At 51.9% G+C, this 25,273-nt stretch carries 19 protein-coding genes; 14 read left to right on the forward strand and 5 right to left on the reverse strand.

The features are described 5' to 3' along the window. Positions 1 to 2: 2 nt before the first annotated feature. Together B212_RS0103800 and B212_RS30715 are read left to right on the forward strand one after the other, a co-directional pair. On the forward strand, positions 3 to 356 hold the full coding sequence (locus B212_RS0103800) for a PadR family transcriptional regulator (RefSeq protein WP_019909051.1): 354 nt from the start codon (positions 3 to 5) through the stop codon (positions 354 to 356). After that, positions 343 to 1,392 (forward strand): HAAS signaling domain-containing protein, encoded by a 1,050-nt coding sequence (locus B212_RS30715; RefSeq protein WP_019909052.1) that lies wholly within the window; start codon positions 343 to 345, stop codon positions 1,390 to 1,392. The genes B212_RS0103800 and B212_RS30715 overlap by 14 nt, the downstream gene beginning before the upstream one ends. 2 nt (positions 1,393 to 1,394) lie before the next feature. Here the strand turns inward: B212_RS30715 and B212_RS0103810 are convergent, their stop codons facing one another. Next, entirely contained in the window at positions 1,395 to 2,606 is a 1,212-nt protein-coding gene (locus B212_RS0103810; RefSeq protein ID WP_198015826.1) for an MDR family MFS transporter, read from the reverse strand. A 116-nt stretch (positions 2,607 to 2,722) separates the two neighbouring features. Here B212_RS0103810 and B212_RS0103815 point away from each other — a divergent pair, with 116 nt between their 5' ends. Next, positions 2,723 to 3,598 carry a helix-turn-helix domain-containing protein gene (locus B212_RS0103815; protein WP_019909054.1) on the forward strand — a complete coding sequence of 292 codons (876 nt, stop codon included), beginning with the start codon at positions 2,723 to 2,725 and terminating at the stop codon, positions 3,596 to 3,598. Between the two features lie 233 nt (positions 3,599 to 3,831). Continuing rightward, on the forward strand, positions 3,832 to 10,743 hold the full coding sequence (locus B212_RS32970) for a fibronectin type III domain-containing protein (RefSeq protein WP_019909055.1): 6,912 nt from the start codon (positions 3,832 to 3,834) through the stop codon (positions 10,741 to 10,743). 118 nt (positions 10,744 to 10,861) lie between these two features. On the opposite strand, the gene fabV is transcribed toward B212_RS32970, so the two are convergent. Further along, positions 10,862 to 12,055: an enoyl-ACP reductase FabV gene (gene fabV / locus B212_RS0103825; protein ID WP_019909056.1), complete on the reverse strand. Its 1,194-nt coding sequence runs from the start codon at positions 12,053 to 12,055 to the stop codon at positions 10,862 to 10,864. A gap of 190 nt (positions 12,056 to 12,245) precedes the next feature. Between fabV and B212_RS0103830 the strand changes: the two genes are divergently transcribed. The 8 genes from B212_RS0103830 (at position 12,246) to yajC (ending at position 20,558) form a co-directional block, all read left to right on the forward strand. Next, entirely contained in the window at positions 12,246 to 13,007 is a 762-nt protein-coding gene (locus B212_RS0103830; protein ID WP_028530593.1) for a BofC C-terminal domain-containing protein, read from the forward strand. Positions 13,008 to 13,381: 374 nt separating this feature from the next. Then, positions 13,382 to 13,885: a crossover junction endodeoxyribonuclease RuvC gene (gene ruvC, locus B212_RS0103835; RefSeq protein ID WP_019909060.1), complete on the forward strand. Its 504-nt coding sequence runs from the start codon at positions 13,382 to 13,384 to the stop codon at positions 13,883 to 13,885. Continuing rightward, a complete protein-coding gene (gene ruvA / locus B212_RS0103840) occupies positions 13,882 to 14,505 on the forward strand; it encodes a Holliday junction branch migration protein RuvA (protein ID WP_019909061.1) in 624 nt (207 codons plus the stop codon). The genes ruvC and ruvA overlap by 4 nt, the downstream gene beginning before the upstream one ends. 30 nt (positions 14,506 to 14,535) lie before the next feature. Continuing rightward, on the forward strand, positions 14,536 to 15,543 hold the full coding sequence (gene ruvB / locus B212_RS0103845; RefSeq protein ID WP_028530594.1) for a Holliday junction branch migration DNA helicase RuvB: 1,008 nt from the start codon (positions 14,536 to 14,538) through the stop codon (positions 15,541 to 15,543). Positions 15,544 to 15,908: 365 nt separating this feature from the next. Continuing rightward, entirely contained in the window at positions 15,909 to 18,002 is a 2,094-nt protein-coding gene (locus tag B212_RS0103850) for a SpoIID/LytB domain-containing protein (protein WP_019909064.1), read from the forward strand. A 9-nt stretch (positions 18,003 to 18,011) separates the two neighbouring features. Continuing rightward, positions 18,012 to 19,040, forward strand: coding sequence for a tRNA preQ1(34) S-adenosylmethionine ribosyltransferase-isomerase QueA (gene queA, locus B212_RS0103855; protein WP_019909065.1), 1,029 nt, complete (start codon positions 18,012 to 18,014; stop codon positions 19,038 to 19,040). 21 nt (positions 19,041 to 19,061) lie between these two features. After that, positions 19,062 to 20,198 carry a tRNA guanosine(34) transglycosylase Tgt gene (tgt, locus tag B212_RS0103860; RefSeq protein WP_019909066.1) on the forward strand — a complete coding sequence of 379 codons (1,137 nt, stop codon included), beginning with the start codon at positions 19,062 to 19,064 and terminating at the stop codon, positions 20,196 to 20,198. Positions 20,199 to 20,243: 45 nt separating this feature from the next. Then, positions 20,244 to 20,558: a preprotein translocase subunit YajC gene (gene yajC / locus B212_RS0103865; RefSeq protein ID WP_019909067.1), complete on the forward strand. Its 315-nt coding sequence runs from the start codon at positions 20,244 to 20,246 to the stop codon at positions 20,556 to 20,558. Between the two features lie 163 nt (positions 20,559 to 20,721). Here the strand turns inward: yajC and B212_RS0103870 are convergent, their stop codons facing one another. Together B212_RS0103870 and B212_RS0103875 are read right to left on the reverse strand one after the other, a co-directional pair. Next, positions 20,722 to 21,561, reverse strand: a complete 840-nt coding sequence (locus B212_RS0103870) for a phosphatase PAP2 family protein (RefSeq protein ID WP_198015827.1) — start codon at positions 21,559 to 21,561, stop codon at positions 20,722 to 20,724. Between the two features lie 96 nt (positions 21,562 to 21,657). Beyond that, a complete protein-coding gene (locus B212_RS0103875) occupies positions 21,658 to 22,050 on the reverse strand; it encodes a TIGR04086 family membrane protein (RefSeq protein ID WP_019909071.1) in 393 nt (130 codons plus the stop codon). Between the two features lie 279 nt (positions 22,051 to 22,329). Between B212_RS0103875 and B212_RS0103880 the strand changes: the two genes are divergently transcribed. Beyond that, on the forward strand, positions 22,330 to 23,097 hold the full coding sequence (locus B212_RS0103880; protein ID WP_019909072.1) for a DUF421 domain-containing protein: 768 nt from the start codon (positions 22,330 to 22,332) through the stop codon (positions 23,095 to 23,097). A 4-nt stretch (positions 23,098 to 23,101) separates the two neighbouring features. Here B212_RS0103880 and spoVB read toward each other — a convergent pair whose 3' ends face one another. Beyond that, positions 23,102 to 24,700 carry a stage V sporulation protein B gene (spoVB, locus tag B212_RS0103885; protein WP_019909073.1) on the reverse strand — a complete coding sequence of 533 codons (1,599 nt, stop codon included), beginning with the start codon at positions 24,698 to 24,700 and terminating at the stop codon, positions 23,102 to 23,104. Between the two features lie 177 nt (positions 24,701 to 24,877). On the opposite strand from spoVB, the gene B212_RS0103890 reads away from it, so the two are divergent. After that, complete coding sequence (locus tag B212_RS0103890; protein WP_019909074.1) at positions 24,878 to 25,129, forward strand: post-transcriptional regulator; 252 nt, start codon at positions 24,878 to 24,880, stop codon at positions 25,127 to 25,129. Positions 25,130 to 25,273 lie beyond the last annotated feature (144 nt).

Below are 25,273 nucleotides of genomic sequence, written 5' to 3' on the forward strand. Positions count from 1 at the left end.
AAATGGACATCCGAGAGACGATTCACGGACTGACCCTGGAACTGCGCCGCGGAACGATCATTCTTGGCGTACTCAGCCAACTATCCGAGCCTCAATACGGCTATTCGCTGGTTCCCGTTTTGAAGGAAAGAGGTATTCCTGTTGAGCCCAATACACTGTATCCGCTGCTGCGCAGACTGGAGAAGCAGGGGCTGCTGGACAGCGCCTGGGACACCAACGAAGCCCGGCCCCGGAAGTATTATTCGCTCAGTCCCGCAGGGAAAGAAGTATACGAGCGTTTATGCGGAGAGTGGAACAGTCTGAAGATCAGTATCGACAGTCTTATTGAAGGGGGAGGCAATCATGGAACTGATTAAGCGGTACATTCATGAAGTGACCAGGCAACTGCCGGAGCAGCAGCGGGGCGAGATCGGGAAAGAGCTCGAAGGACTAGTCGGAGATATGCTGGAGGAGCGGCTTCAGGACGGGAGCCCGGCGACGGCAAAAGATGTGGAGGAAGTGCTGCTGGAGCTGGGAAATCCGCGGCAGCTAGCGGATCGTTACAGAGGTTCCGGCCGATATCTGATCGGGCCGGAGCTGTTTGCCCCCTACCTCTCTGTTCTCAAAATTGTGTGCATCGCCATTATAATCGCCATAACTGTCGAATTCGCAATCACAAGCATTACTCAGCCGGTTCACCAGACTGGATTTTCCGGAAGCGGTATGCTTGACAAATTCGTAGACTATATAGCCGATCTGTTCGTGGGCGGCCTCCAGGGATTCACCAGTGTAACGATTATTTTCGGACTGATTGAATATACGGGACTGCGCAAAGGAAAAGCGGACTTCAACAGCAAAAAGGATTGGCATCCCTCACAACTGCCGCCCCTGCCGACAGAGCACAACAGGATTCGCCGTTCTGAACCTGTTGCCGGTTTGATTTTCACTATACTATTCGGTGTGTTGTTCACCACTATCTCCATTGATTGGCTTGGTGCTTGGAGATTCAGGGACGGTGGCGGAATGTCGATTGTGCCTGTTTTTGATAGAGGGATATTCCAGGGATATCTGCCGTTGATCTGGGTCTTCCTGGCGGCAAGCATGATTAGGGATACACTGAAAATCATCGTTGGAAAATGGACGGAAACACTGGTCATATTCAATATTGTGATCAGCATCTTAGGATTCGGGCTGGCGTTGCTGATGTTCACCAATCCGGAGATCTGGAATCCCGATTTTATGGCGCAAATGGTTCAGGCCGGCATAGTTCAAGACGCGAGCGGGGCGTATGGTACTCTCTTGAACTTCTGGAATTCGGCAACAGACGGATTTATCTTTCTTGTAGGGATCGTGTTTGTCATTGAGCTAATCGTTGCCGTAAGCAGGCTGTTCAAGCTCAGAAGTGGCGCTTAGGATTAGTTGCGGATGTCTCCGCGGCTGTGCTTCAGCTTGGCAAGGTAAATCAACCCGGCTCCGGTAATAGTTATGAGGCATAACAGTCCGAAAACGGGGAGGCCGGACTCTAGACCGAATTGCTCCAGCAGGAGTGTTCCAATGATGGGGCCGCAGATGGTACCGATTTTGACAGATTCCGAGCAGCCGAAGTATAAGCCTTTGGATTCTTCTGTGGCCAGCTCATCTACAAGGGTATCGAAACGGGCCCCGATTAACAATTCGCCCAGACTGTAGAGCACAATGAACAGCAGCAGAAGTGTGTACGAGGTGGAGTGGATAAGAGACAAGAAGCTTATGCCGATCAGCAAATTGCTGGCCAGAACAACGTTAAAAGGGTTCCAGCTTGCGATCCAGCGAAGTATTGCAAACTGTGTGACCAGAATAATAATGCCATTGAGCGATAAGAGAGTGGAGTATAGCTGAATGCCATTCGTCAAGGTGACGGTATTCGCCATAAACTGGGAGACGGTCGCGTTAAGCTGGGAATAGCCAAAGAAGGAGAAGCTCATGCCGGCCAGCAGGAGAAGAAACACATGATCCTTCCGAAGCATCGAGAAGGCCCGGCGCAGACTGTAGTGCTTTTTTTGCTGCTTGGGTGCTGTGACCTCAGACAGGTCTCTGAAGAAAAACCATGTGGATATCCCGTATAAAATATAAAAGATGCCAAGGATTACATAAGGAAACAGAGTCATTTTCATATTGAACAGCAGACTTAGCAGCGGGCCGATAAAGGCTCCGAGGTTAATCGCCGTGTATCTCAGGTTGAACACAAGCAGCCGGTTCTCCGGGAGGGTCTGGGTGGACAGCACTTTTTTGCTCGCCGGTTCGAAGATTGAGTAGCATAAGCCGTTAAGGCAACTAAGCAGGAGGAATTGCCAGAAGCTATCAGCGAAATAAAAGAGGATAAATACGGTTCCCCAGGCAATGGGGACGCAGCCTATGATCTTTTTTAAGGAGAACCTGTCTGCAAGCCCCCCGCCAAAACCGCCGAACAACACATTAATGAGCGGATTCATGCTGAGAATATAACCACTGTGGAGGATCGGGAGGTCCTTCTGATTCGTTAAAAAGATGGCTAAAAAAGGGGTGCTCATAAAAAGCGCCGTTCTTGTAAAAAAGGTTCCTGTCAGGATGTTCCATACTTTGCTGTTCAGCTTCTGTTGTAATGCCATGATTGCTCCCATCCTTCTCCTAAGATATGTATTTTAATTGTGTCGAATGTAGCATACAATGAAAAAAACGCTGAAAAATTGTGCTGCATACTCACATAATGGGCGGGGGACAAGGAATGTATCTCGGCAAAACGATTCAGCAGATTCGTAAGTCTAAGGGGCTGAACCAAGCCATTCTTGCAAGGGGAATTATGAGCCGCTCCAACCTGTCGCGCTTTGAGGGAGGGAAGTATTTTCCCGGCTATGACAAGCTGATTCTGCTCCTGGACAAGCTGGAAATGTCGCTGGAGGAGCTGCTGTTTCTGCATCAGGATCTGACTCAGCCGGTCAAACGGACGCTGCATCTTACACTGGTTGAAGCGGGGAACCGTTATGAATTTGAGCGGGTCCGGGGGCTCAGCTATGAATGCCATGCATTGTATGAGGAGACGGGAACAGAAGCCTTTTACCATTTGTATCTGCTTGGACAAGGGTTTCTGCTCCAGCATCATCAGGAAGATCAGATCAGGCGTCTGAGTGAGATCGCTGATTATATCAAGCCGTATTTGCTTGGAGTAGAAACTTGGTATTTGTATGAATTCAAGCTGCTCAACAACTTTTTATTTACGCTGAACAGTGAGGATGCCATCTTTTTTGGACAGCGGGCTGTGCGTGAATTCGATAAATATCACTTCTTGGCCGAGAGCAAGACCATTCAGCAGCATCTGCTGCAGAACATCTCTCGCATTTGTCTGGATGAACGGAATTATGAGAAAAGCTTGTTTTTCCTTAAGAAGGCGCTGCCTTCGGCGGATAAAACCAACCTGCTGTACGATAAGATCGTGACCTTGATCTATTATGAAATTACAGTGATCTGCCTGAAGATCAGCAAGGACACTGCTAAATTAATCAGTTATTTAGGTATTTTGAAGGCGCTAGATTTTATGGACAGCTATCAGGCCATGCTTAATTTGTGCCGGAAGCATCTTCAGGTAGGCTTACCTTTGGAGTAAGGCGTTTTGGTATGAAAAGATAAGCTGTAATGTTGCTTATAGCAATTTTACGGCTTATTTTTTTGTTTGTTTTTGGAGGGCGAAGAGAGAGGTTTCAGTTATTTGTGACAAAAAAATGAAATTTCTGTGGTTTTTTTAATTTTTTTCGGACCTAAAAGAAGGGGAATATGGTGGATTATAGAATATTTACTCTCTAATCAAAATTTGGATATTCCTATTTTAGGAGGGGAATTATGAAATTTTACGCTAAGCATTTAAAAAGATGGCTTATTCTCACCCTTGCGCTCTTGTACATCTTCTCGGGCGTGCTTATTCCAAAAGGTAGAATCGCAGAAGCCAGCGGGGCGGAAACGTACTTATCCAGAAGTGCCGATGACAAGTATATTTTGTATAAAGGCAGTGATGGAGAGTACTACGTAAATGACAAAAAGATTAAGATGTCGTGGTCACGAGTCTACTCTTTCAGCTATTCCGGAGGTTCCCATTACAGGAGCCAGTCCGCGAGTCTGTCTTCGAGCAATTTGCTCGATGTCAAATTCGTAAAATATGTATCCAATTACACTGGAACAGTTGAGAATGCGTTTAGAATTCGGTTTGATAACTTTTACTATCTACATACCCTTATGATATACACTCAATCCGGTATGAACCCTGGAGTCTGGGATATTACTAGAACAGATGTTTACGGGAATGAGACGCCAGTACAAACCCGTGACTACCGGTTGCAGGAATATTTTATTGTGAATGCAGATACGGGTGAGGTCGTCGATTATGATTCTAATGAGAACGTATACTACGCTTCCGGTGGAGAAAAAAGGACGTCTACGCCTAAGGCGGAAGGTGCGGGAGCGCCCGCTGCTCCTGGTGCTATCGGGAACGTAACTGCTACTGCAGCCAGTAATTCTGTATTACTCTCCTGGCCTTATGCTGACCGGGCAATGTCCTATGAAATTGAAGAGAATGGATCAGTAGCCGCTTCCAGCTCATCCTCAGCATTTACCAGATCCGGACTTACTCCGAACACAGAATATACATACCGGGTCCGGCCGGTAAATCCTGCAGGAAAAGGTGACTGGAGCAGCCCAATCACAGTAAAGACTTTATTGTCAACCCCTGTTGTAACAGCACTCTCGAAAAGCAGTGAAATCAGCTTAAATTGGGATGCGGTAGCCAATGCCGAGTCCTATGAGGTAGAGTATGACGGCACCGTAGTCAATGTTGGCGCACAAACCTCCTATACGCTTACCGGTTTGGGCCCCAGCACAGAACATTCCTATAGAGTAAGGGCGCTTAGCGCCGGGAATGCCAGTGTCTGGTCGGCACTAACCAAAAAATTCACAACACCGGTTATTCCGGCCAATGTGACAGTTAACCCGACAAGCTCAACGCTTGCCGTTGCCTGGACTGGTGTCACAGGAGCGACGGGATATGATGTGGAGATTAACGGGGCAGTCTCTGGAAGTTCGGCAACAACCAGCTATTCCAAAACAGCACTTGCAGCAAATACGGACTATACTGTTCGGGTGCGGGCCAAAAATACCGGGGGAACTGGTGAGTGGAGTACACCTGTAACGGTAAAAACGCTGCTGGTGACGCCAACGGCAACGCTCGTATCAACAAGCAGCCAGGTAACGGTAAGCTGGGCGGCCATTACTGGGGCCACGCAGTATGAAATCGAAGTAGACGGCACTGTAGTGGATAATGGAGAGGAATTAAGCTATACCCACAGCGGTCTGACATCAAGCACGTCCCATACGTACAAAGTACGGGCCTTAAGTGCGGATAACGCCAGTGCCTGGAGCGCAGCAGTCAGTAAGTTTACGACTCCGGCAGCAGTAGGTCCAGTAACAGTAACTCCGGCGGCTGCTTCTTTGGCAGCCACATGGACCGCTGTCACCGGAGCCACCGGATATGATGTAGAGATTAATGGAACGGTTGCAGGCAGCGTGGCAGCAGCCAGCTTCTCCAAAACAGGATTAACAGCCAACACCGAATACACGGTACGCGTGAGAGCGAAGAACGCCGGGGGAGCGGGTGAGTATAGCGCCCCCGTGAAGCTGAAGACGCTGCTGGTAACGCCAGCGGCAGCAGCGGTTTCCACCAGCAATCAGGTAACGGTAAGCTGGGCAGCCATCACCGGAGCCACCGGTTATGAAATTGAAGTAGATGGTACCGTAGCCGATAACGGAACAGAATTAAGCTACACCCACAGCGGCTTAACGCCAAGCACGTCCCATACGTACAAAGTGCGGGCCTTAAGTGCGGATAATGCCAGTGCCTGGAGTGCAGCGGTCACCAAGTATACAACACCGGCAGCAGCAGGGACAGTGACAGTCACACCTGCCAGCACATCGCTGGCTGTGACTTGGACGGCAATTCCAGGATCAACGGCTTACGATGTGGAGATCAATGGCACTATCGCTGCCAGCCCGACTACAACCAGCTATACCAAAACAGGGCTGACTCCAAACACGGAGTATACGGTTCGCATACGGGCCAAGAACAGCGGAGGTATCGGAGAATGGGGAACGCCGGTGAAGCTGAAGACGCTGCTGGCAACGCCAACGGCAACAACCGTTTCAACCAGCAGCCAAGTGACAGTAAGCTGGGCAGCCATCGCCGGAGCCACAGGCTATGAAATTGAAGTAGATGGCACTGTAGTGGATAACGGAACAGATTTAAGCTATACGCACAGCGGTTTAACCCCTAGCACGTCCCATACGTACAAAGTACGGGCCTTAAGTGCGGATAATGCCAGTGCGTGGAGCGCAGCGGTTAGCAAGCTTACGACCCCAGCGGCAGTAGGTCCGGTGACATTAACTCCAACAGCTTCTAGCTTGGCAGCTAGCTGGACCGCAGTCACAGGAGCCACAGGATATGATGTGGAGATTAATGGAACGGTTGCAGGCAGCGCCACAACAACCAGCTTCTCCAAAACAGCGCTTGCGGCCAACACTGAATACACGGTACGAGTAAGAGCAAAGAACGCCGGGGGCGTAGGTGAATATAGCGCACCAGTAACGCTCAAGACGCTGCTGGTAACGCCAACGGCAACAACCGTTTCGACCAGCAGCCAAGTGACAGTAAGCTGGGTAGCCATCGCCGGAGCCACCGGCTATGAAATCGACGTGGATGGTACCGTAGTGGATAACGGAACAGAATTAAGCTATACGCACAGCGGTCTAACCCCAAGCACGTCCCATACGTACAAAGTACGGGCCTTAAGTGCGGATAATGCCAGCGCGTGGAGTGTTGCGGTTAGTAAGCTTACGACCCCAGCGGCAGTAGGTCCGGTAACATTAACTCCGACAGCTTCTAGCTTGGCAGCTAGCTGGACCGCAGTCACAGGAGCCACAGGATATGATGTGGAGATTAATGGAACGGTTGCAGGCAGCGCCACAACAACCAGCTTCTCCAAAACAGCGCTTGCGGCCAATACCGAATACACGGTACGAGTAAGAGCAAAGAACGCCGGGGGCGTAGGTGAATATAGCGCACCGGTAACACTGAAGACGCTGCTGGTTACGCCAACGGCAACAACCGTTTCGACCAGCAGCCAGGTAACGGTAAGCTGGGCAGCCATCGCCGGAGCCACAGGCTATGAAATCGACGTGGATGGTACCGTAGTGGATAACGGAGCAGAATTAAGCTACACGCACAGCGGTTTAACGCCGAGCACTTCCCATACGTACAAAGTGCGGGCCTTAAGTGCGGATAATGCCAGCGCGTGGAGTGTTGCGGTTAGCAAATACACCACACCGGCAGCAGTGGGTCCGGTGACAGTAACTCCAACAGCTTCTAGCTTGGCAGCTAGCTGGACGGCAGTTACGGGAGCCACCGGATATGATGTGGAGATTAATGGTGCGGTTGCAGGCAGTGTGGCAACAACCAGCTTCACCAAAACAGCACTTGCGGCCAACACCGAATACACGGTGCGCGTGAGAGCGAAGAACACCGGGGGTGTTGGCGAATATAGCGCACCGGTAACGCTCAAGACGCTGCTGGTAACGCCAACGGCAACAACCGTTTCGACCAGCAACCAAGTGACGGTAAGCTGGGCCGCTATCGCCGGAGCCACAGGCTATGAAATTGATGTGGATGGCACCGTAGTGGATAACGGAACAGAATTAAGCTATACGCACAGCGGCCTGACGCCAAGCACATCCCATACGTATAAAGTACGGGCCTTAAGTGCGGATAATGCCAGCGCGTGGAGTGCAGCGGTTAGTAAATTTACAACGCCAACCACAGTAGGACCTGTGACAGTAACACCGACAGCTTCTAGCTTGGCAGCTAGCTGGACCGCAGTTACGGGAGCCACCGGATATGATGTGGAGATTAATGGAACGGTTGCAGGCAGTGTGGCAACAACCAGCTTCACCAAAACAGCGCTCGCGGCCAATACCGAATATACGGTGCGCGTGAGAGCCAAGAACACCGGGGGAGCAGGCGAATATAGCGCACCGGTGACATTGAAGACGCTGCTGGTAACGCCAACGGCAACAACAGTTTCAACCAGCAATCAAATAACAGTAAGCTGGGCAGCTATTGCCGGAGCCACGGGATATGAGATCGACGTGGATGGCAAGGTAGTCGATAACGGAACAGAATTAAGCTATACGCACAACGGTTTAACCCCGAGCACGTCCCATACGTACAAAGTGCGGGCCTTAAGTGCGGATAATGCCAGTGCGTGGAGTGCAGCGGTTAGCAAGTTTACGACGCCAACCACAGTAGGACCTGTGACAGTAACACCGACAGCTTCTAGCTTGGCAGCTAGCTGGACGGCAGTTACGGGAGCCACCGGATATGATGTGGAGATTAATGGTGCGGTTGCAGGCAGTGTGGCAACAACCAGCTTCACCAAAACAGCACTTGCGGCCAACACCGAATACACGGTGCGCGTGAGAGCGAAGAACACCGGGGGAGCAGGCGAATATAGCGCACCGGTGACATTGAAGACGCTGCTGGTAACGCCAACGGCAACAACAGTTTCAACCAGCAATCAAATAACAGTAAGCTGGGCAGCTATTGCCGGAGCCACGGGATATGAGATCGACGTGGATGACAAGGTAGTCGATAACGGAACAGAATTAAGCTATACGCACAACGGTTTAACCCCGAGCACGTCCCATACGTACAAAGTGCGGGCCTTAAGTGGGGATAATGCCAGTGCGTGGAGTGCAGCGGTTAGTAAATTTACAACGCCAGTAGCAGTAGGTCCGGTGACAGTAACACCGACAGCTTCTAGCTTGGCAGCTAGCTGGACCGCAGTTACGGGAGCCACCGGATATGATGTGGAGATTAATGGAACGGTTGCAGGCAGTGTGGCAACAACCAGCTTCACCAAAACAGCGCTCGCGGCCAACACCGAATACACGGTGCGCGTGAGAGCGAAGAACACCGGGGGAGCAGGCGAATATAGCGCACCGGTGACATTGAAGACGCTGCTGGTAACGCCAACGGCAACAACAGTTTCAACCAGCAATCAAATAACAGTAAGCTGGGCAGCTATTGCCGGAGCTACGGGATATGAGATCGACGTGGATGGCAAGGTAGTCGATAACGGAACAGAATTAAGCTATACGCACAACGGTTTAACCCCGAGCACTACCCATACGTACAAAGTGCGGGCGAAGAGCGAGGATAATGCCAGTGCCTGGAGCGTTGCGGTCAGCAAGTACACCACACCGGCGGCGGTGGGACTAGTGACAGTAACACCGACAGCTTCTAGCTTGGCAGCTAGCTGGACGGCAGTTACGGGAGCCACCGGATATGATGTGGAGATTAATGGTGCAGTTGCAGGCAGTGTAGCAACAACCAGCTTCACCAAAACAGCGCTTGCGGCCAACACCGAATACACGGTACGTGTGAGAGCCAAGAACACTGGAGGTGTGGGCGAATATAGCGCACCGGTGACATTGAAGACGCTGCTGGCAACACCAACAGCAACTCCCGTTTCAACCAGCAATCAAATAACAGTAAGCTGGGCAGCCATTGCCGGAGCTACGGGATATGAAATCGACGTGGATGGCAACGTAGTAGACAATGGAACAGAATTAAGCTATACACACAGCGGCCTAACACCAAGCACTTCCCACACGTACAAAGTACGGGCGAAGAGCGAGGATAATGCCAGCGCCTGGAGCGTTGCGGTCAGCAAATACACCACACCGGCAGCGGTGGGACCAGTGACAGTAACACCGACGTCTTCCAGCTTGGCAGCTAGCTGGACAGCAGTCACAGGAGCCACAGGGTATGATGTGGAGATTAATGGTGCGGTTGCAGGCAGCGTCACAGCAGCCAGCTTCTCCAAGACGGGTTTAGTTGCCAACACCGAATACACGGTACGCGTGAGAGCGAAGAACACCGGAGGTGTGGGCGAATATAGCGCGCCGGTAACACTGAAGACACTGCTGGCAACACCAACAGCAACTCCCGTTTCAACCAGCAATCAAATAACAGTAAGCTGGGCAGCCATTGCGGGAGCCACGGGATATGAAATCGACGTGGATGGCAATGTTGTCGACAATGGAACAGAATTAAGCTATACGCACAGCGGCTTGACGCCAAGCACTTCCCATACGTATAAAGTGCGGGCCTTAAGTGCGGATAATGCCAGTGCCTGGAGCGCGCCGGTCAGCAAATACACCACACCGGCAGCAGTAGACCCGGTGACAGTAACTTCAACGCTTTCTAGTCTGACAGCCAGTTGGACCGCAATTCCAGGAGCCACGGGATATGACGTGGAGATTAATGGAGCAATTGCCGGCAGCGTGACAACGGCCAGCTTTTCTAAAGCGGGGCTGGCAGCCAACACAGAATATGCCGTCCGGGTCCGGGCTAAAAACAGTGGAGGGCTTGGAGATTGGAGCAGTTCGACACTGGTAAAAACGCTTTTGGCAACTCCAGCAGCGTCTGCTGTAGCAACAAATAATCAAATCACAGTGAGCTGGAGCACAGTTGCGGGTGCAGCCGGATACGAAATTGAGGTAGACGGCACTGTAGTGGATGCTGGCGCAACAACGAGTTATATTCATTCTGACCTGCTTCCTAAAACTACACATACCTATCGTGTAAGAGCGAAATCCCCTGACAATAGCAGTGCATGGAGTGCGGTAGTAAGTAAACAAACTTTATCTTAGTTATTTACCAGCGTAGCAACTGTAGCAAGATGAATCACAAGAAAAAAGACGTTCCCTTCGGTTGCTGAAGGGAACGTCTTTTTTGGGATTAGAGACTCTATTACGGGTTCTCAGTGAATTACAAAACCTGATTGGGAATGTCTACCTCAGGATCAATGTCGGCTTCATAGTCGACACCATCCGTGCGGAAGCCGAACAGGTGGAAGAAGTCGTCCTGATAGCCCTTAAGGTCGGACAGCTCAGGAACATTATCGGTTTCCAGCTCGTTCCACCGTCTCATGACCTCGATTTGCACATCCTCGCGCATTTCCCAGTCATCAATCCGAATCAGGTGGCTGCCGTCGGCAGATGCTTTGCCGCCATTATACAGATGCTCTGCGAACAGGCGGTACATTTGCTGGATGCAATTTTCATGCAGATCTTTTTCCTTCATTACTCTGTACAGTGTGGAAATATACAAAGGAACTACGGGGATCGCTGAACTGGACTGCGTGACGAGTGCTTTGTTGACTGATACATAAGCACGTCCGCCTTTTGGACTCAGCTTTTCATTTAGCTGGATAGCTGTCTTCTCCAGATCATTTTTAGCCTGGCCAATGGTTCCATCCCGGTAGATCGGATGGGTGATTTCAGGGCCGACGTAGGAATAGGCTACGGTTGTTGCCCCATCCGCAAGCACACCTGCTTCCTGAAGCTGATCAATCCACATGCCCCAGTCTTCACCGCCCATAATGGCGATGGTGTGCCGAACCTCTTCGTCGGTTGCAGGCTCGATAGTTACTGTGGATATTTCTCCGGTATGAAAGTTCATGGTCTTGTTCGTGTAAGCTTCGCCAACCGGCTTAATGACAGAGGAGAAGATTTCTCCCGTTACCGGATGTGTACGACGCGGGGAGGCGACGCTGTATACGACAAGATCTACTTTGCCGTATTCCGCTTTGATAAGCTCAATCGTTTTGGTTTTGATGGCATCGGAGAAGGCGTCGCCAACAATGCTGTGTGATTTCAGGCCCTGCTCTGCGGCAGCACGCTCAAATGCGGCGGAATTATACCAGCCTGCTGAAGCTGTACGAGAGCCCTCTGCCGCTTTGTCAAAATAAACGCCAATTGTATTTGCACCGGCGCCAAAAGCGGCGGTAATCCGTGATGCGAGTCCATATCCTGTAGAGGCGCCGACCACCAGCACATTCACAGGCCCGGTCAGCTTCTTTTGTGCTTTCACGTAATCAATTTGTTCTTGTATTTGTTGGGCGCACCCTTCCGGGTGGGCGGTTGTGCAAATGAAGCCGCGTGTTTTTGGCTGAATGATCATCGAGGATTACCCCTTTGTTTTAGTTTTTAACTATTCCACTATTATAGAGTATAGCAAATGATGGCTTAGAATGATAAGTATGAATGTATTTTTACACCTAACATGGGGAATTCGTCAAAATTTACGCCAAAACGCATAAAGCCTCCCTTCACAGGTCACAATAGGAAAAAAGCAGAATGAAGGGATCAACGTGAATGCTTTTCGCTTAAAAAAACAATTGTGGCGGCGATGGAGACGTTGGAAGAAAGCTCCCTGGGTAGGCGCGGCTTGTGTTGCTCTGACAGTGCTGGCCTGGCGCGGCATGCAGGTGCCGGAGGAGCTTAGCGGATTGCTGACCGATAAGGTGTGGACGGTACCTGAGGGGCTTGGAGAGCTGCAAAATGGTCACGCGGGCGGAAGCATGCCGGTTGCAGCGGCCGTGTATGACAATACAGGGAGCGGCAGAACAGAAGATGATCTGGCAATGGCAAAAGAACGGGAGCAGTTGCTGCAAGCGGTCAGCAGGGAGCCGGTTGCCCGCACGGTTCATTTGAAGACGGCTTATATTTCCGGCGAGGAGGTGCAGACACTTTCCGGTGAACGTTCTCCGGCACAGCTTAGAGAAGTGATTGCGGCACATCCCGGCTGGAACGGCTGGATCAGTCAGGAGGGCGATCTGTGGCTGGAGCGCAGCGTCAATGATTTATCCCCGCTGGCTAAGAAGGAAGCCTATTTCGGTGTGGATGAACACGGGAACCTGACCTTGTTCAAAGGCCCGCCCGCAGCGGATAAAGTGCTGAAAACCTTTTTTCAAATGGATATGGGCTCGATGAAATCCTCGCTGCCCGAAGAAATTCTGAACCAACTGCATGAGGGCATCCGTGTGCAGGACATCGAGGAATACAACAGCGTGCTCTCCACCTTCAGCGATTATGCGCGGGATACGGCGGAGCAGGTGATGCAATCGGAATAGGCCGGACGGCCATGCAGCCTTGAAAAGGGCTGCGTGGCCGTTTTTTTTGAAATATAAGGATTTATATGTTTCACGCTATAAATCATCCTTCTATTTCTCGCTGAAACGGATGCCGCCTCTGCCAGAGGACGGCGTAGCCGTTTCTACTTGTGCAGAAATAAGGATGTGCTGTCCCTGCGCTGAATTACTAAGCAATGATCATTCCGGCCGGAAACAGCATAGCGGGTTCATGGGAGCAGCAGAGCGGGCAAATTTCTTTCTCCGGGAGAAGGATTTTTGCTATAATGGGTTGAAGGAATACATATGTTCGCTTTAGGGCGGAAAAATGGATGTAACAGAAGGAATATCCTTCCTGTTCAGAGGAGAGATTGGACTTGCGCATCTTGGGAATTGACCCGGGGCTGGCGATTGTCGGCTTTGGCTTCATAGAGAAGGAAGGAAATAGATTGACTCCGGTTCAGTACGGATGCATCCAGACCGAGGCGCACACGCCGGAGGAGGAACGTCTGCTGCATGTCTATGAAGGCATGGTGCAGCTTATAGATAAATACAAGCCTGATGCGGTTGCGGTGGAGAAGCTGTTCTTCAGCCGCAATGTGACTACAGCGCTCCCGGTAGCACAGGCAAGGGGGGTGCTGATTCTGGCTGCTGTCCAGCGCGGACTGCCCGTCTCGGAATATACGCCGATGATGGTGAAGCAGGCTGTGGTTGGCTATGGCAAGGCCGAGAAGAAGCAGGTGCAGGAAATGGTGAAGCTGCTGCTGAAGCTGTCCGCTGTCCCGAAGCCCGATGATGTGGCGGATGCGCTGGCTGTGGCGGTATGCCACGCCCATTCGGTTAGTCTAAATTCCAAGTTAAATGAGGTATTGCGAAAATGATAGATTATTTAAGAGGCCCGGTTGTACATTTGGAGCCGGAATATGTAGTGCTGGATGTTCAGGGGGTCGGCTACCGGGTATTTTGTCCGAATCCGTATGCTTTTGCCAAGGTGGAGGGGCCGGTGATGGTCTACATTCATTATCAGACACGCGAGGATGCCACGCTCCTGTTCGGGTTCCCGACGAGAGAAGAGCAGAAGCTGTTCCGCAAGCTGATTGAAGTATCCGGCATCGGGCCGCGTGTGGCGCTGGGCATTCTGACCGGCGGTACGCCTGATCAACTGATTTCAGCAATTTACCAGGAGAACGTTACGTTCCTGACGAAGCTGCCGGGAATCGGCAAAAAAACGGCGCAGCGGATGATTCTTGATCTGCGCGACAAGCTGGATGGCCTGAGCACAGTGCCGATACAGACCGGACTATTCGCGGTTGCGGCTGAAGCCCAGGCTGCGGAGGAGGCTCTGCCTTGGGAAGAGGCCCGGGACGGTCTGAAGGCGCTCGGGTATACGGATGCTGAGCTGGACCGGGTATGGCTGACCATGAAGAAAGAGGGCTCTGACATCGGAACTGTCGATGTGCTGATGAAGAAGGCGCTGGGACTGCTGTATATAGCCAAGTAGGCTGCTTGAGGGAACGGAGTGATGGATAATATGGATGACCGGATTATTTCGGCCAATCTGATGATGGACGAGCAGGCTGTGGAGTTAAGCCTGCGCCCCCGTTACCTTGGGGAGTATATCGGACAGAATCAGGTGAAAGAGAATCTGAAAATATATATCGAAGCCGCCAAAATGCGCAGTGAAGCGCTGGATCATGTGCTGCTGTACGGGCCGCCCGGACTCGGCAAAACGACGCTGGCGAATATTATCGCCAATGAGCTGGGCGTCAATCTGCGCACGACCTCCGGGCCGGCCATTGAGCGGCCCGGAGATCTGGCGGCGCTGCTGACCAATCTGCAGCAGGGCGATGTGCTGTTCATTGACGAGATTCACCGGCTGCACCGGACGGTGGAGGAAGTCATGTATCCGGCGATGGAGGATTTCGCGCTGGATATTATGATTGGCAAAGGTCCAAGCGCCCGCTCGGTGCGCCTGGACCTGCCGCCCTTTACGCTGATCGGCGCGACGACACGCGCCGGACTGCTGTCGGCTCCGCTGCGCGACCGCTTCGGGGTGGTCAGCCGGCTGGAGTATTACACGATGGATGAGCTAAGCTTCATCGTCTCCCGCAATGCCGAGCTGCTGGGCATTGAGATTGTTGGCGATGCCGCCGAGGAGATCGCCCTGCGGGCAAGGGGGACTCCGCGGATTGCGAACCGCCTGCTTAAGCGGGTACGCGATTTCGCCCAGGTGCGCGGCGACGGAATTATCACGCCGGAGATTGCCGGAGAATCGCTGAAGATGCTTCAGGTGGACCCGCGCGGCTTGGACAGCATCGACCACAAGATGCTGCAGTCGATGATCACATCATTCCGCGGCGGTCCGGTGGGACTGGATACAATCGCCGCAACGATTGGCGAAGAGAGCCAGACCATCGAGGATGTCTATGAGCCATATCTGCTGCAGATCGGCTTTCTGCAGCGGACGCCGCGGGGGAGAGTAGTAACACCGGCAGCCTATAAGCATTTGGGGCTGCCGCTTCCTCCGCAGCCGCAATGATCTTTTTTTGTCCATGCTTTCGAAGCTATAGCTCTAAGTCTTTGGCTTAGGTCGGCGCCTTTGGGGTGCGGGAAGAGAGGGATTCGTCGCATCCATCCTCCTGTTCCTTGCGGACCGTAAGGCCCTTATTTTCCCTAAAGGGGTACATTTAGCCGAGCTAACAGACCGTACAGCGTTTATTGCCTCTTCGGCAGGTATATTTGGGGTGGATGTCCGCCCATAAAGGCGCTGGAGTCCGTTCACTGGTTGAAAAAGGACTTCCAGCAGAAATAAGATCCGCTCAGTCCGTTACTAACGGGCAGACTTTTCCGGCCGGGAAATGATTCTGTTCGTGGGGCGCTCACCAAACTTTAGGAGGCATCATGATGAATCTTGCCAGGTGGAAAAAGACAGGAATCGGCTTGCTGGCTTCTGCGCTGGTTGCGGGCAGCTTGCTTCTTCCTGCCGGTAACAGCCATGCCGATTCCAATGCAACCATCCGTGTCGCACTATATGCCGATATCGGCAGCAAATATAAATCTACGGTCCCATTCGTAACGCTGCAGTCAACGGTGGGCTTCAGCCTGACGTCCGGTTCAGCGGGCAGTGCAGAGCTGCTTCCTATTCCTGCCAATAACAAAATCCGTGTCAGCCTCGACGGCTACAAGGTTAAGGTTATGGACAGTCCTACATGGCAGACGGCGGCAGATGCCGCCAAGAAGCTGCAGACCACCTCTGATAAGCCATTGTTATTTGTTGCTTCAAGGAACGGCTCGAATGTGTACCAGCTATACACAGGCCCTTATGCCAGTGAAAGTGCGGCTAAGGAAGGGCTGGCCCGGGTAGGGAAAGCAGGACTGTCCATCCCTGACGGACAAGCACCGGCCCTGAAGGGCAGTAAGCATTTGTCTGCCGGACAGTTCGCTACCCAGCAGGAGGCTGATGCCGTGATGAGTACGGTTACTGCGGCCGGCTTCGACGCTTGGAAGACGCTGGTGAGCGGAGCGGACGGCAGCGCGCAGGTAGAAGTGTGGATCGGAGAAGCGGCAAGTGACAGTGATCTCGCCGCGCTGCGCACCGCCGTCACGGCCGCGCTGCCACAACTAATTCTCTCAGCCGGAGCGACCTCGACTCCAGGACTCATGATCCGTACAGATGCCGGGATGGATTGGAGCAGCGAAGGTCAGGCTTTTCATTACAGCGTATCGGGGGCGGGTGCCAAGTTTATGGCCGCCGGCAATACAGCGGGAATTCAAATGGTTGAGCGCTCAAAGCGCATTTATCGCGGCAATCTGGAGCTGAGCGGACTGAACGGTTCGCTGGCTGTGATTAATGAAGTGCCGCTGGAGCAGTATTTATATGCCGTCGTCGGCGGAGAGGTTTCCTCGGGCTGGCCCGAGGAGGCGCTTAAGGCCCAGGCGGTGGCGGCGCGCAGCTACGCGCTGGCTCAAGGGAACCGTTTTGATGTGGCAAATGTGGTCGATACAACGCTCAGCCAGGTCTACAACGGCATTGGCGCTGAGGCTCCGGTGATTATCAAGGCGGTGGATGCCACCGCCGGTGAGGTGCTGAAGAGCGGCGGCAAGGTAATTGAAGCGGTTTTTTCCTCCAATAGCGGAGGTGTGACCGCAGATCCCTCGGAGGTATGGGGCAATGGCGGCACTACTTTTGTCAGCGTAGCCAGTGCTGAGGATGCTGCGGCAGTGGGGGCGTCGAAGAAATGGTATTATCTGCTGCTTGATAATGGTGTCTCCGGTTATGCCCGGGAGGACAACATCAAATTGACCGGCGGCAAAACAGCGGCAGGGCTGGCTATTGCCACAGCGGCCACTAAGGATGTGAACATCCGCCCGCTGCCTATCATTGAGAGCAGCGTCAGTCCTGCCGGCAAGCTGAATCCCGGCGATAACGCCGTAGTGCTGAATCAGGTCTTTGAATCCGGCAGCTATAGCTGGATCAAAGGACCGTATTCGTCTGCCGACCTGCTCAAAAGCCTGGCGGGCAAGACCAGCAACTCGCTGCCTTCGTCCATTACCAGTCTGCAGGTTACGCAGCGCGGGCCATCAGGGAGAGTCACTCAGGTAAAAGCCAACGGAGAGATTCTGCAGGTGAAATACCCTGATTTGTTCCGTTCTGCGTTTGGCGGATTGCCTAGTACATTGTTTGATATTGTGCCTGCCGGCAGTTATACTGTATTAGGCGCTGGCGGCACTACGGGAACTGTCAGCAGCTCTCAGAGCGCCGGAGTGCTCTCTGCAACCGGGAAGGTGACTTCAAGCGGAAGCGGGACGGTGGTCATGGGCGGAGATGAATCGTCCAGAGTCGTCACGAACAGCCCAGGGTTCTATTTTATCGGCTGGGGGAATGGCCACGGGCTTGGCATGTCTCAATGGGGCGTGAAGGGCATGGCGGACAAAGGGTATGACTACAAGCAAATATTGCAACACTATTTTAGTAACGTTACTATAGTTAAGGAATGAAGACTGAACATGAATGTAGACGATTATGACTTTCACTTGCCGGAGGAGCTTATTGCCCAGACTCCCCTTGCGGACCGCAGCGCGTCGCGGCTGCTGCTCGTGGACAAGGAGAACGGACAACTTGCGCATCGGCATTTTACAGACATACTGGAGCAATTCCAGCCAGGAGATACTCTGGTTCTGAACGATACGCGGGTGATTCCCGCCAGGCTGTTCGGCGTTAAGGAAGACACTGGTGCCAAGGCAGAGGTTCTGCTGCTTAAGAATCTGGGTGAAGACCGCTGGGAAGCGCTGGTGAAGCCCGGCAAAAAGCTGAAGACCGGTGCGGTAATTATATTCAGCGAAGAGCTTCGTGCTGTCATTGAAGATGAGTCCGACATGGGCGGCCGCACGCTTCGCTTCATCTATACAGGGATATTTCAGGAGATTCTGGACAGGCTGGGAACAATGCCGCTTCCGCCTTACATCAAGGAAACACTGGATGACCGGGAGCGTTACCAGACGGTGTATGCCAAGCATGAAGGCTCGGCGGCCGCACCAACCGCAGGCTTGCATTTCACCGAAGATTTGCTGGAGCAAATCGCCGCCAAAGGTGTAAATATTGCTTATATTACGCTTCATGTCGGACTGGGAACGTTCCGGCCGATGTCGGTGGAGAAGGTGGAAGAGCATGTGATGCATGCCGAGTACTTCGAATTGTCGCAAGAGACGGCGGAGATCCTTAATGATGCAAGAGCAAGAGACGGCCGGATCATCGCCGTAGGCACAACCTCTTGCCGGACACTGGAAACGGTCGGAAGGCAATGCCAGGGCGGACCGCTTGCGGCATGCAGCGGCTGGACGGATATTTTTATCTATCCCGGTTATGAGTTCACAGTAGTGAATGCGCTGATTACGAATTTCCATCTGCCGAAGTCTACACTGGTGATGCTGGTGAGCGCTTTGGCTGGCCGGGAGCATATTCTTGCCGCTTATGAAGCGGCGATTCAGGAGCATTACCGCTTCTTCAGCTTTGGCGATGCAATGTTTATTTATTAAGCAAGAGGAAGGATTACACATATGGCAGCAATAACTTATGAACACATCAAGACCTGTAAGCAATCCGGTGCGAGGCTCGGCCGGGTGCATACTCCGCATGGCGTGATTGAGACGCCTGCATTTATGCCTGTCGGGACACTTGCCACCGTCAAGACGATGAGCCCCGAAGAGCTGAAGCAAATGGACGCGCATATTATTCTGAGCAACACATACCATCTTTTTCTGCGCCCGGGCCATGACATTATCCGCGAAGCTGGCGGCCTGCACAAATTCATGAACTGGGACCGGCCGATTCTGACAGACAGCGGCGGCTTTCAAGTCTTCTCGCTGAGTGAAATGCGCAAAATTTCCGAAGAAGGCGTGCATTTCCGTTCTCACCTGAACGGGGATAAGAAATTCCTGTCTCCGGAAGTGGCGATGGAGGTGCAGAATGCGCTCGGTTCCGATATTATGATGGCTTTTGACGAATGTCCGCCTTACCCGGCAGAGTATGATTACGTCAAAAAGTCACTCGAACGTACCTCGCGCTGGGCCGAAAGATGCCTGAAAAGCCATGCCCGTCCTGAGGATCAAGGGCTCTTTGCTATTGTCCAGGGAGGCATGTATGAGGATTTGCGGCGTCAAAGCGCGGCAGATTTGACTTCCATGGATTTCCCGGGGTATGCTATTGGGGGACTCAGCGTCGGAGAGTCCAAGCAGCTTATGTATGAAGTGCTGGATTATACGGTTCCGCTGCTGCCGCAAGGGAAGCCGCGCTATTTAATGGGCGTCGGGTCCCCGGATGCGCTGCTGGAAGGTTCAATCCGCGGAGTAGACATGTTCGACTGTGTTCTGCCTACGCGTATTGCCCGCAATGGAACAACCATGACCAGTCAGGGAAGATTAGTTGTACGCAACGCGCAGTACGCCCGCGATTTCGGGCCGCTTGATCCTGAATGCGATTGCTACACCTGCCGAAATTATTCCCGTGCTTATTTGCGCCACTTGATCAAGGCCGACGAAACCTTCGGCTTGAGGTTAACGACATACCATAATTTGTACTTCCTGCTGGAATTGATGCGTAAAGTGCGTGAAGCCATCAAGGAAGATCGGCTGCTTGATTTTCGCGATGAGTTTTTTGCACAATACGGATTATATGATAATCTTAAAGGCTTCTAGAACACATGGATTGTGTCTTAGTGTTTTTTGAAAGGGGGGAGAATTATGTTACAGTTTCAATACGCATCAGCCGCAGGGGGCGGCGGAAGTATATTGGGTCTTGTAGGCCCATTTGTGCTGATGTTTGTGGTATTTTACTTCCTGTTGATTCGTCCGCAGCAGAAGAAGACCAAAACGCGCAACTCCATGTTAAAATCTTTGAAAAAAGGCGATAAAGTAGTGACCATTGGTGGCCTTCACGGGACGATCATGGAAATTACCGACGATATCGTGGTCCTGCGTGTAAACGATGTCACCAAGCTGACCTTTGACCGTGGCTCTATCAGTCACTCTGTTGTGGAAGTGGAAGATAAAGAGTAGCTTGTTTCTTGTAAACGGTACATAAAAAGCGGCATCCTCTTCTTGAAGAGTGATGCCGCTTTTTTAATATAAGATTTTATTGCTTCACGCTATTTCTCGCTGAAACGGCTACGCTGTCCCTTTAAGGACGGCGTAGCCGTTTCCACTTGCGTATCTGGATGTATCAGCGGGTATTGGTGGCGCGGCTTCTGACGGTCAACCTGTCCTCTCCGCTGCGCAGAGTCAGCTTGGCAAGCTGCACTGCAACTGTGGTTGACAGGACAGCCAGCAGGGTACCGCCCAGCATGTCGGTCAACCAGTGAATGCCAAGGTAGAAGATCCCAAATACGATGATAACCGCAGAGACAGTTGAAATGGCCATCCAGCGGCGGTTGCCGGACCGGAAGGCAAGCAATGCGGTTGTGACGGAAATGGAGGTATGCAGACTTGGGAAGCAATTGTTAATACCGGAGAGGGCTCTGTATTCCTGCTCAAATTTCGGGAAAACATCCAGCATCGTAAAGCGGACCCCTGCCGGAACATAAGACCAGACCTCGTTCACCGGGAAATAAATATAGAACGGAATAGCTATGGCATAGTTGATGATAATCGCATAGCAGGTGGCGTAGAGCATCACACGGTTCTTATCCAGCAAATAGACGCCAAGCGAAGCAGCCAGCACCGATTGAAGCATAAAGATATAGAAGAATACGATAGTGGGTGTCAGCCACGGAGCGAAAAAGAGCTCCTGGACACCTCTGACAAAATGGCCCTCAAGTCCAAAGATGAACGAGGTGTAATCCGAGGTGAGCTGCATTTTACGCTCAATCTGAAGTTCATATTTATTCAGTAAGAGCACACCGAACATACCTACAAGCAGCAACAAAAATTTATAAGAGCGCAGAAGTTCTTTTCCGATCTCCACTAAAGCCTGCAGAGGATTGCGCCGGGAACCAAGCCAGATTAGCAATACTACAATTACAACAGTATAGAGCGCGATTAAATTCATTGATTGGTAAAGCAAAACAATCGAAGCCTCCTTGATCCCTCATATGAAGTCATATGAAAACAGTGTACCATATTTTTAAGGGCCGGGTTCGATTTTCGAAAAATATAAATTTTAAGATTTCTGCAGATTCACTCCAAACATTCCCCCGAGTGCAGCAATCCCTGCAGCAACCAGAATCCACAGGCAATCCCTGACGGAAGGAGCGCTGTCCAGTGCCAGAAACCCGATCAGCAGAACGGTAATCCCGTAGAGGGCGCCTGTGAGCGCTCCCTGATACCAGCCCTTGCTGGACGCTCTGCGGCCCGCAGTCAAGCCTCCGAATGCAGCGGCGATGCCGTGGATGATGTAGGTGTACATCGTGAGATCCTGCTCTTCAAGACCGCTGCCCCAGAGTAAAAAAGAGAGGACGAGCGCGCCCAGCAGCATCCAAAGAAATGAGCGGCATAACCCCGATAACACTGGACTTGATATTCTCCACGAGAACAGGCGCCGGAATAAGTACATGGTACAACCTCCTAAAAGTTTTGTTAGCATACGCTACCGCAAGCTTATTTTGCAAAACTGGCCCAGAAGCATATGCCAAGTTTGCTGGAAATGGCGGGTTTGTACTATTGTATGGGGGGGCTTGCCCCAATAGTACAAGAATGAGTGTGAAGCCTTTTTTACCATTAATTAATAAGCCCTTTTCCGAATGTTCCCTTGGCGCAGAGGCCAGAATAGGGGTACATTAATCAGCCCGCACAAGAGCTGCGCGGGTGACACTGGAAGGGGAGCGAAGAGAATATGTTCCAGCATATTTCTGCCCATATCTTTCTGACCGTGCTGATGTATATCTTCATTTTCCTGAGCATGCGGATTATGGGGAAGCGGGAAATCGGCAAGCTGTCTGTATTTGATCTGACGATCTCGATTATGATTGCCGAGATAGCCGTTTTTTCCATTGAGGACATTGAGCGGCCGATCTATGAAGGGTTTGTGCCGATGGCGACATTAGTGCTTATCCAGGTTCTGGTTGCACAGTTCAGTCTTAAGAGCAGAAAGCTGCGGCTGCTGATGGACGGCAAACCGAGCATCCTCATCTCGGATGGCAAGCTGCACCGCGGGGAGATGCGCAAACAGCGCTACAACATTGACGATCTGCTGCAGCAGTTGCGCGGACAAAATATCACCAGCCCTGCAGACGTTGAATTTGCTATTCTGGAACCGAGCGGACAGCTCACCGTTATTGAGAAGGATAAAAGTGTGTCCTCCAGCAATCAAACCGGGAACAGCAGCTCGGGCGCCAACCGCGGGAAACAGGCTGAGCATTCCGCAGGAGGAAGCACAGGCGATGCTGAATTGCCGAAACATAAAATCAGATATGAAGGTCTGCCGATTCCGCTGATCATGGATGGAAAGGTACAGGATGAGAATTTGGAGATGATTGGAAAGACCAGATTTTGGCTGAGAACACAAATCCGTCAGAAGGGAGTTTCCGATTTTCGGGATGTGTTCTTATGCTCCATCGACCACAACGGCAAAATTTATGTAGACCGTCTGGGCAGCAGGTGACAACTCAACGCCACTTTTTTATAAAAGGAACCCGGTCCAGATCACGTATGGAGATTAAGCCGGACAACATGCATATCCCGAAGTACAAGGCCATTCCGCTTCCGGCGGCGAATAGGAATTGCGCCCACTGCGCCTCGGCGATTGGCACTTTGGTGTAGATGTAGGACATTCCGGCAGCCATAATGATCATCGCGGCAAATGTTTTTAACGGGTCGGCAAGCCTCAGCGAGAAGGATATCAGCTTAATTACGCTGAACCCGTGAAGCAGAGTCACCAGAATACTGTTGACGATAATGGCGATAATCGCTCCATAGATCCCGTATTCCGGCTGGGAGGCGAGCGTAAGAATGAGCAGAATTTTGATTACCGCACCAATTAGTGTGTTGATCAGCGCCCTGCCTGGACGGTCCATAGCCTGCAGGGCAGCCTGCAGCGGAGCTTGGACATATAAAAACAAGGCGAACGGCGCCATCATCCGCAGCATGGGTGCGGTATCGGCATTGCCGTACATCAGCGTACACAGCGGGACGGCAAAAATGTACATAACCGCCGCGAAGGGGGCTCCGGTTACCATCGCCAGGCGCAGCGCCTGATGCATTCTTTTATGGATTGTGGGCAGATCTTTACGCGCTGCTGCTTCCGACAAGGAAGGCACGAGCGACACGGCGAGCGAAGAGCTGAGCACCCCCGGCAGCAGCAAGAGGGGAATCACCATCCCTTGGAGAGAGCCATACTGTGCGGTGGCGGCGGCAGTGGCGATTCCGGCCAGCGCCAGACTGCGGGCAGTGATAATGGACTCGAGCAGATAGGAGAAGGAGCCGACAAGCCGTCCGGCGGTAACGGGCACCGAAATACCGATCAGCCGTTTCAGTATGGAGTAGTCCCGGGTATCCGGGCTAAGCGACTGCTGATTTTGCGGCATAGGGGCGGGAATGTTCTCAGCAAAAGACGGGCTGCTTTTCTTGTCCTTTTTTACGATGAAATAGAACTGCCCCAAAAGAGCCAGCATGCCGACGATTTCACCGACTGTTACACCAAGCATTGCTCCGGCTGCCGCATAGGCAATCCCTTTTGGAAGCAGCATCCAGGATAACCACAGCATAAAAAAGATCCGGATCACCGATTCTATCACTGAGGATATCGCCGAGGGAATCATATTCTGTCTGCCCTGGAAGTAACCTCTGTAAACCGCGGAGACGGCAATAATGGCAATCATCGGCGTCATGCTCAGAAAGGTGTAGTAGACACGCCTGTCCGTTAATATCACATTGGAAACCCATGAAGCGCCTAACAATGCAAGAATTGTAAAAAAGATACCGAGTCCAAGACTGAGCGTAAGTCCGCTATGCAGAATCCGGCGTGACTCTTCCGGGCGGCCTTCTCCCTCGGCTTCAGCGACCATTTTGGCAATGGCCAGCGGTATTCCGCCGGTGATGATGGTAATCAGCACGATAAAAAAAGGATATCCAAGCTGATACAGTCCCACGCCTTCGGCCCCGATAATCCGGGGTAAAATAATCCGGGGAATAAAGCCGAGCATCCGGTTGATGATGCCTGCGGCCAGCAGAATCAAGGTTCCTTGAATAAAGGTCTGTTTCCTCAAAGGGCACTCCTTCTTCCCAAATATAGTCTCTCTAACATTGATATGGGCAAGCAGGCTTTTCCATGACAAGCTTTAGGTGTGACAACTTTTCACCGGAAGAAGGAAAGAGAGGAAGCTTGGTCGAATACATAACTTTGGGAGCATGCATAAGCAAGTGATCACTGGAGGTGTCAACACGTGGAATCGGAACAATGGAGTTACGACGAGCTTAGTGATGAAATCGAAGCCATGTGCCGCAGTAAAGCGGAGGAGTTCCGCCTCCTTGGCTATGAATATGTAACCGGCAAGGATATTTGGGAATGTGTCAGCCGCAACTACAGCAAGGAAGGCAGGCCCCCTCTGCATAAGCTGGTGAATGACATCTATTCGTTGAAATCAAGCAGCTATATGAACTATCTGACGATTGCCGCTTATCGGGGATTGAACTGATAAAGGAACGATTTTCTTTTGCAAACAGCTACAGGAAGAAGTAAAGTAAGAGAAGAATCATTCAGCTTTTCCTATCCAAACGGATGGCTTGCCCATTGAGCGGAGCCGGCCGTTTCTTTGTGTGAACGCAGGCCGTCATTTCCG

Origin of the sequence: Paenibacillus sp. HW567 (assembly GCF_000374185.1) — a bacterium.
Lineage (GTDB): Bacteria > Bacillota > Bacilli > Paenibacillales > Paenibacillaceae > Paenibacillus_AQ.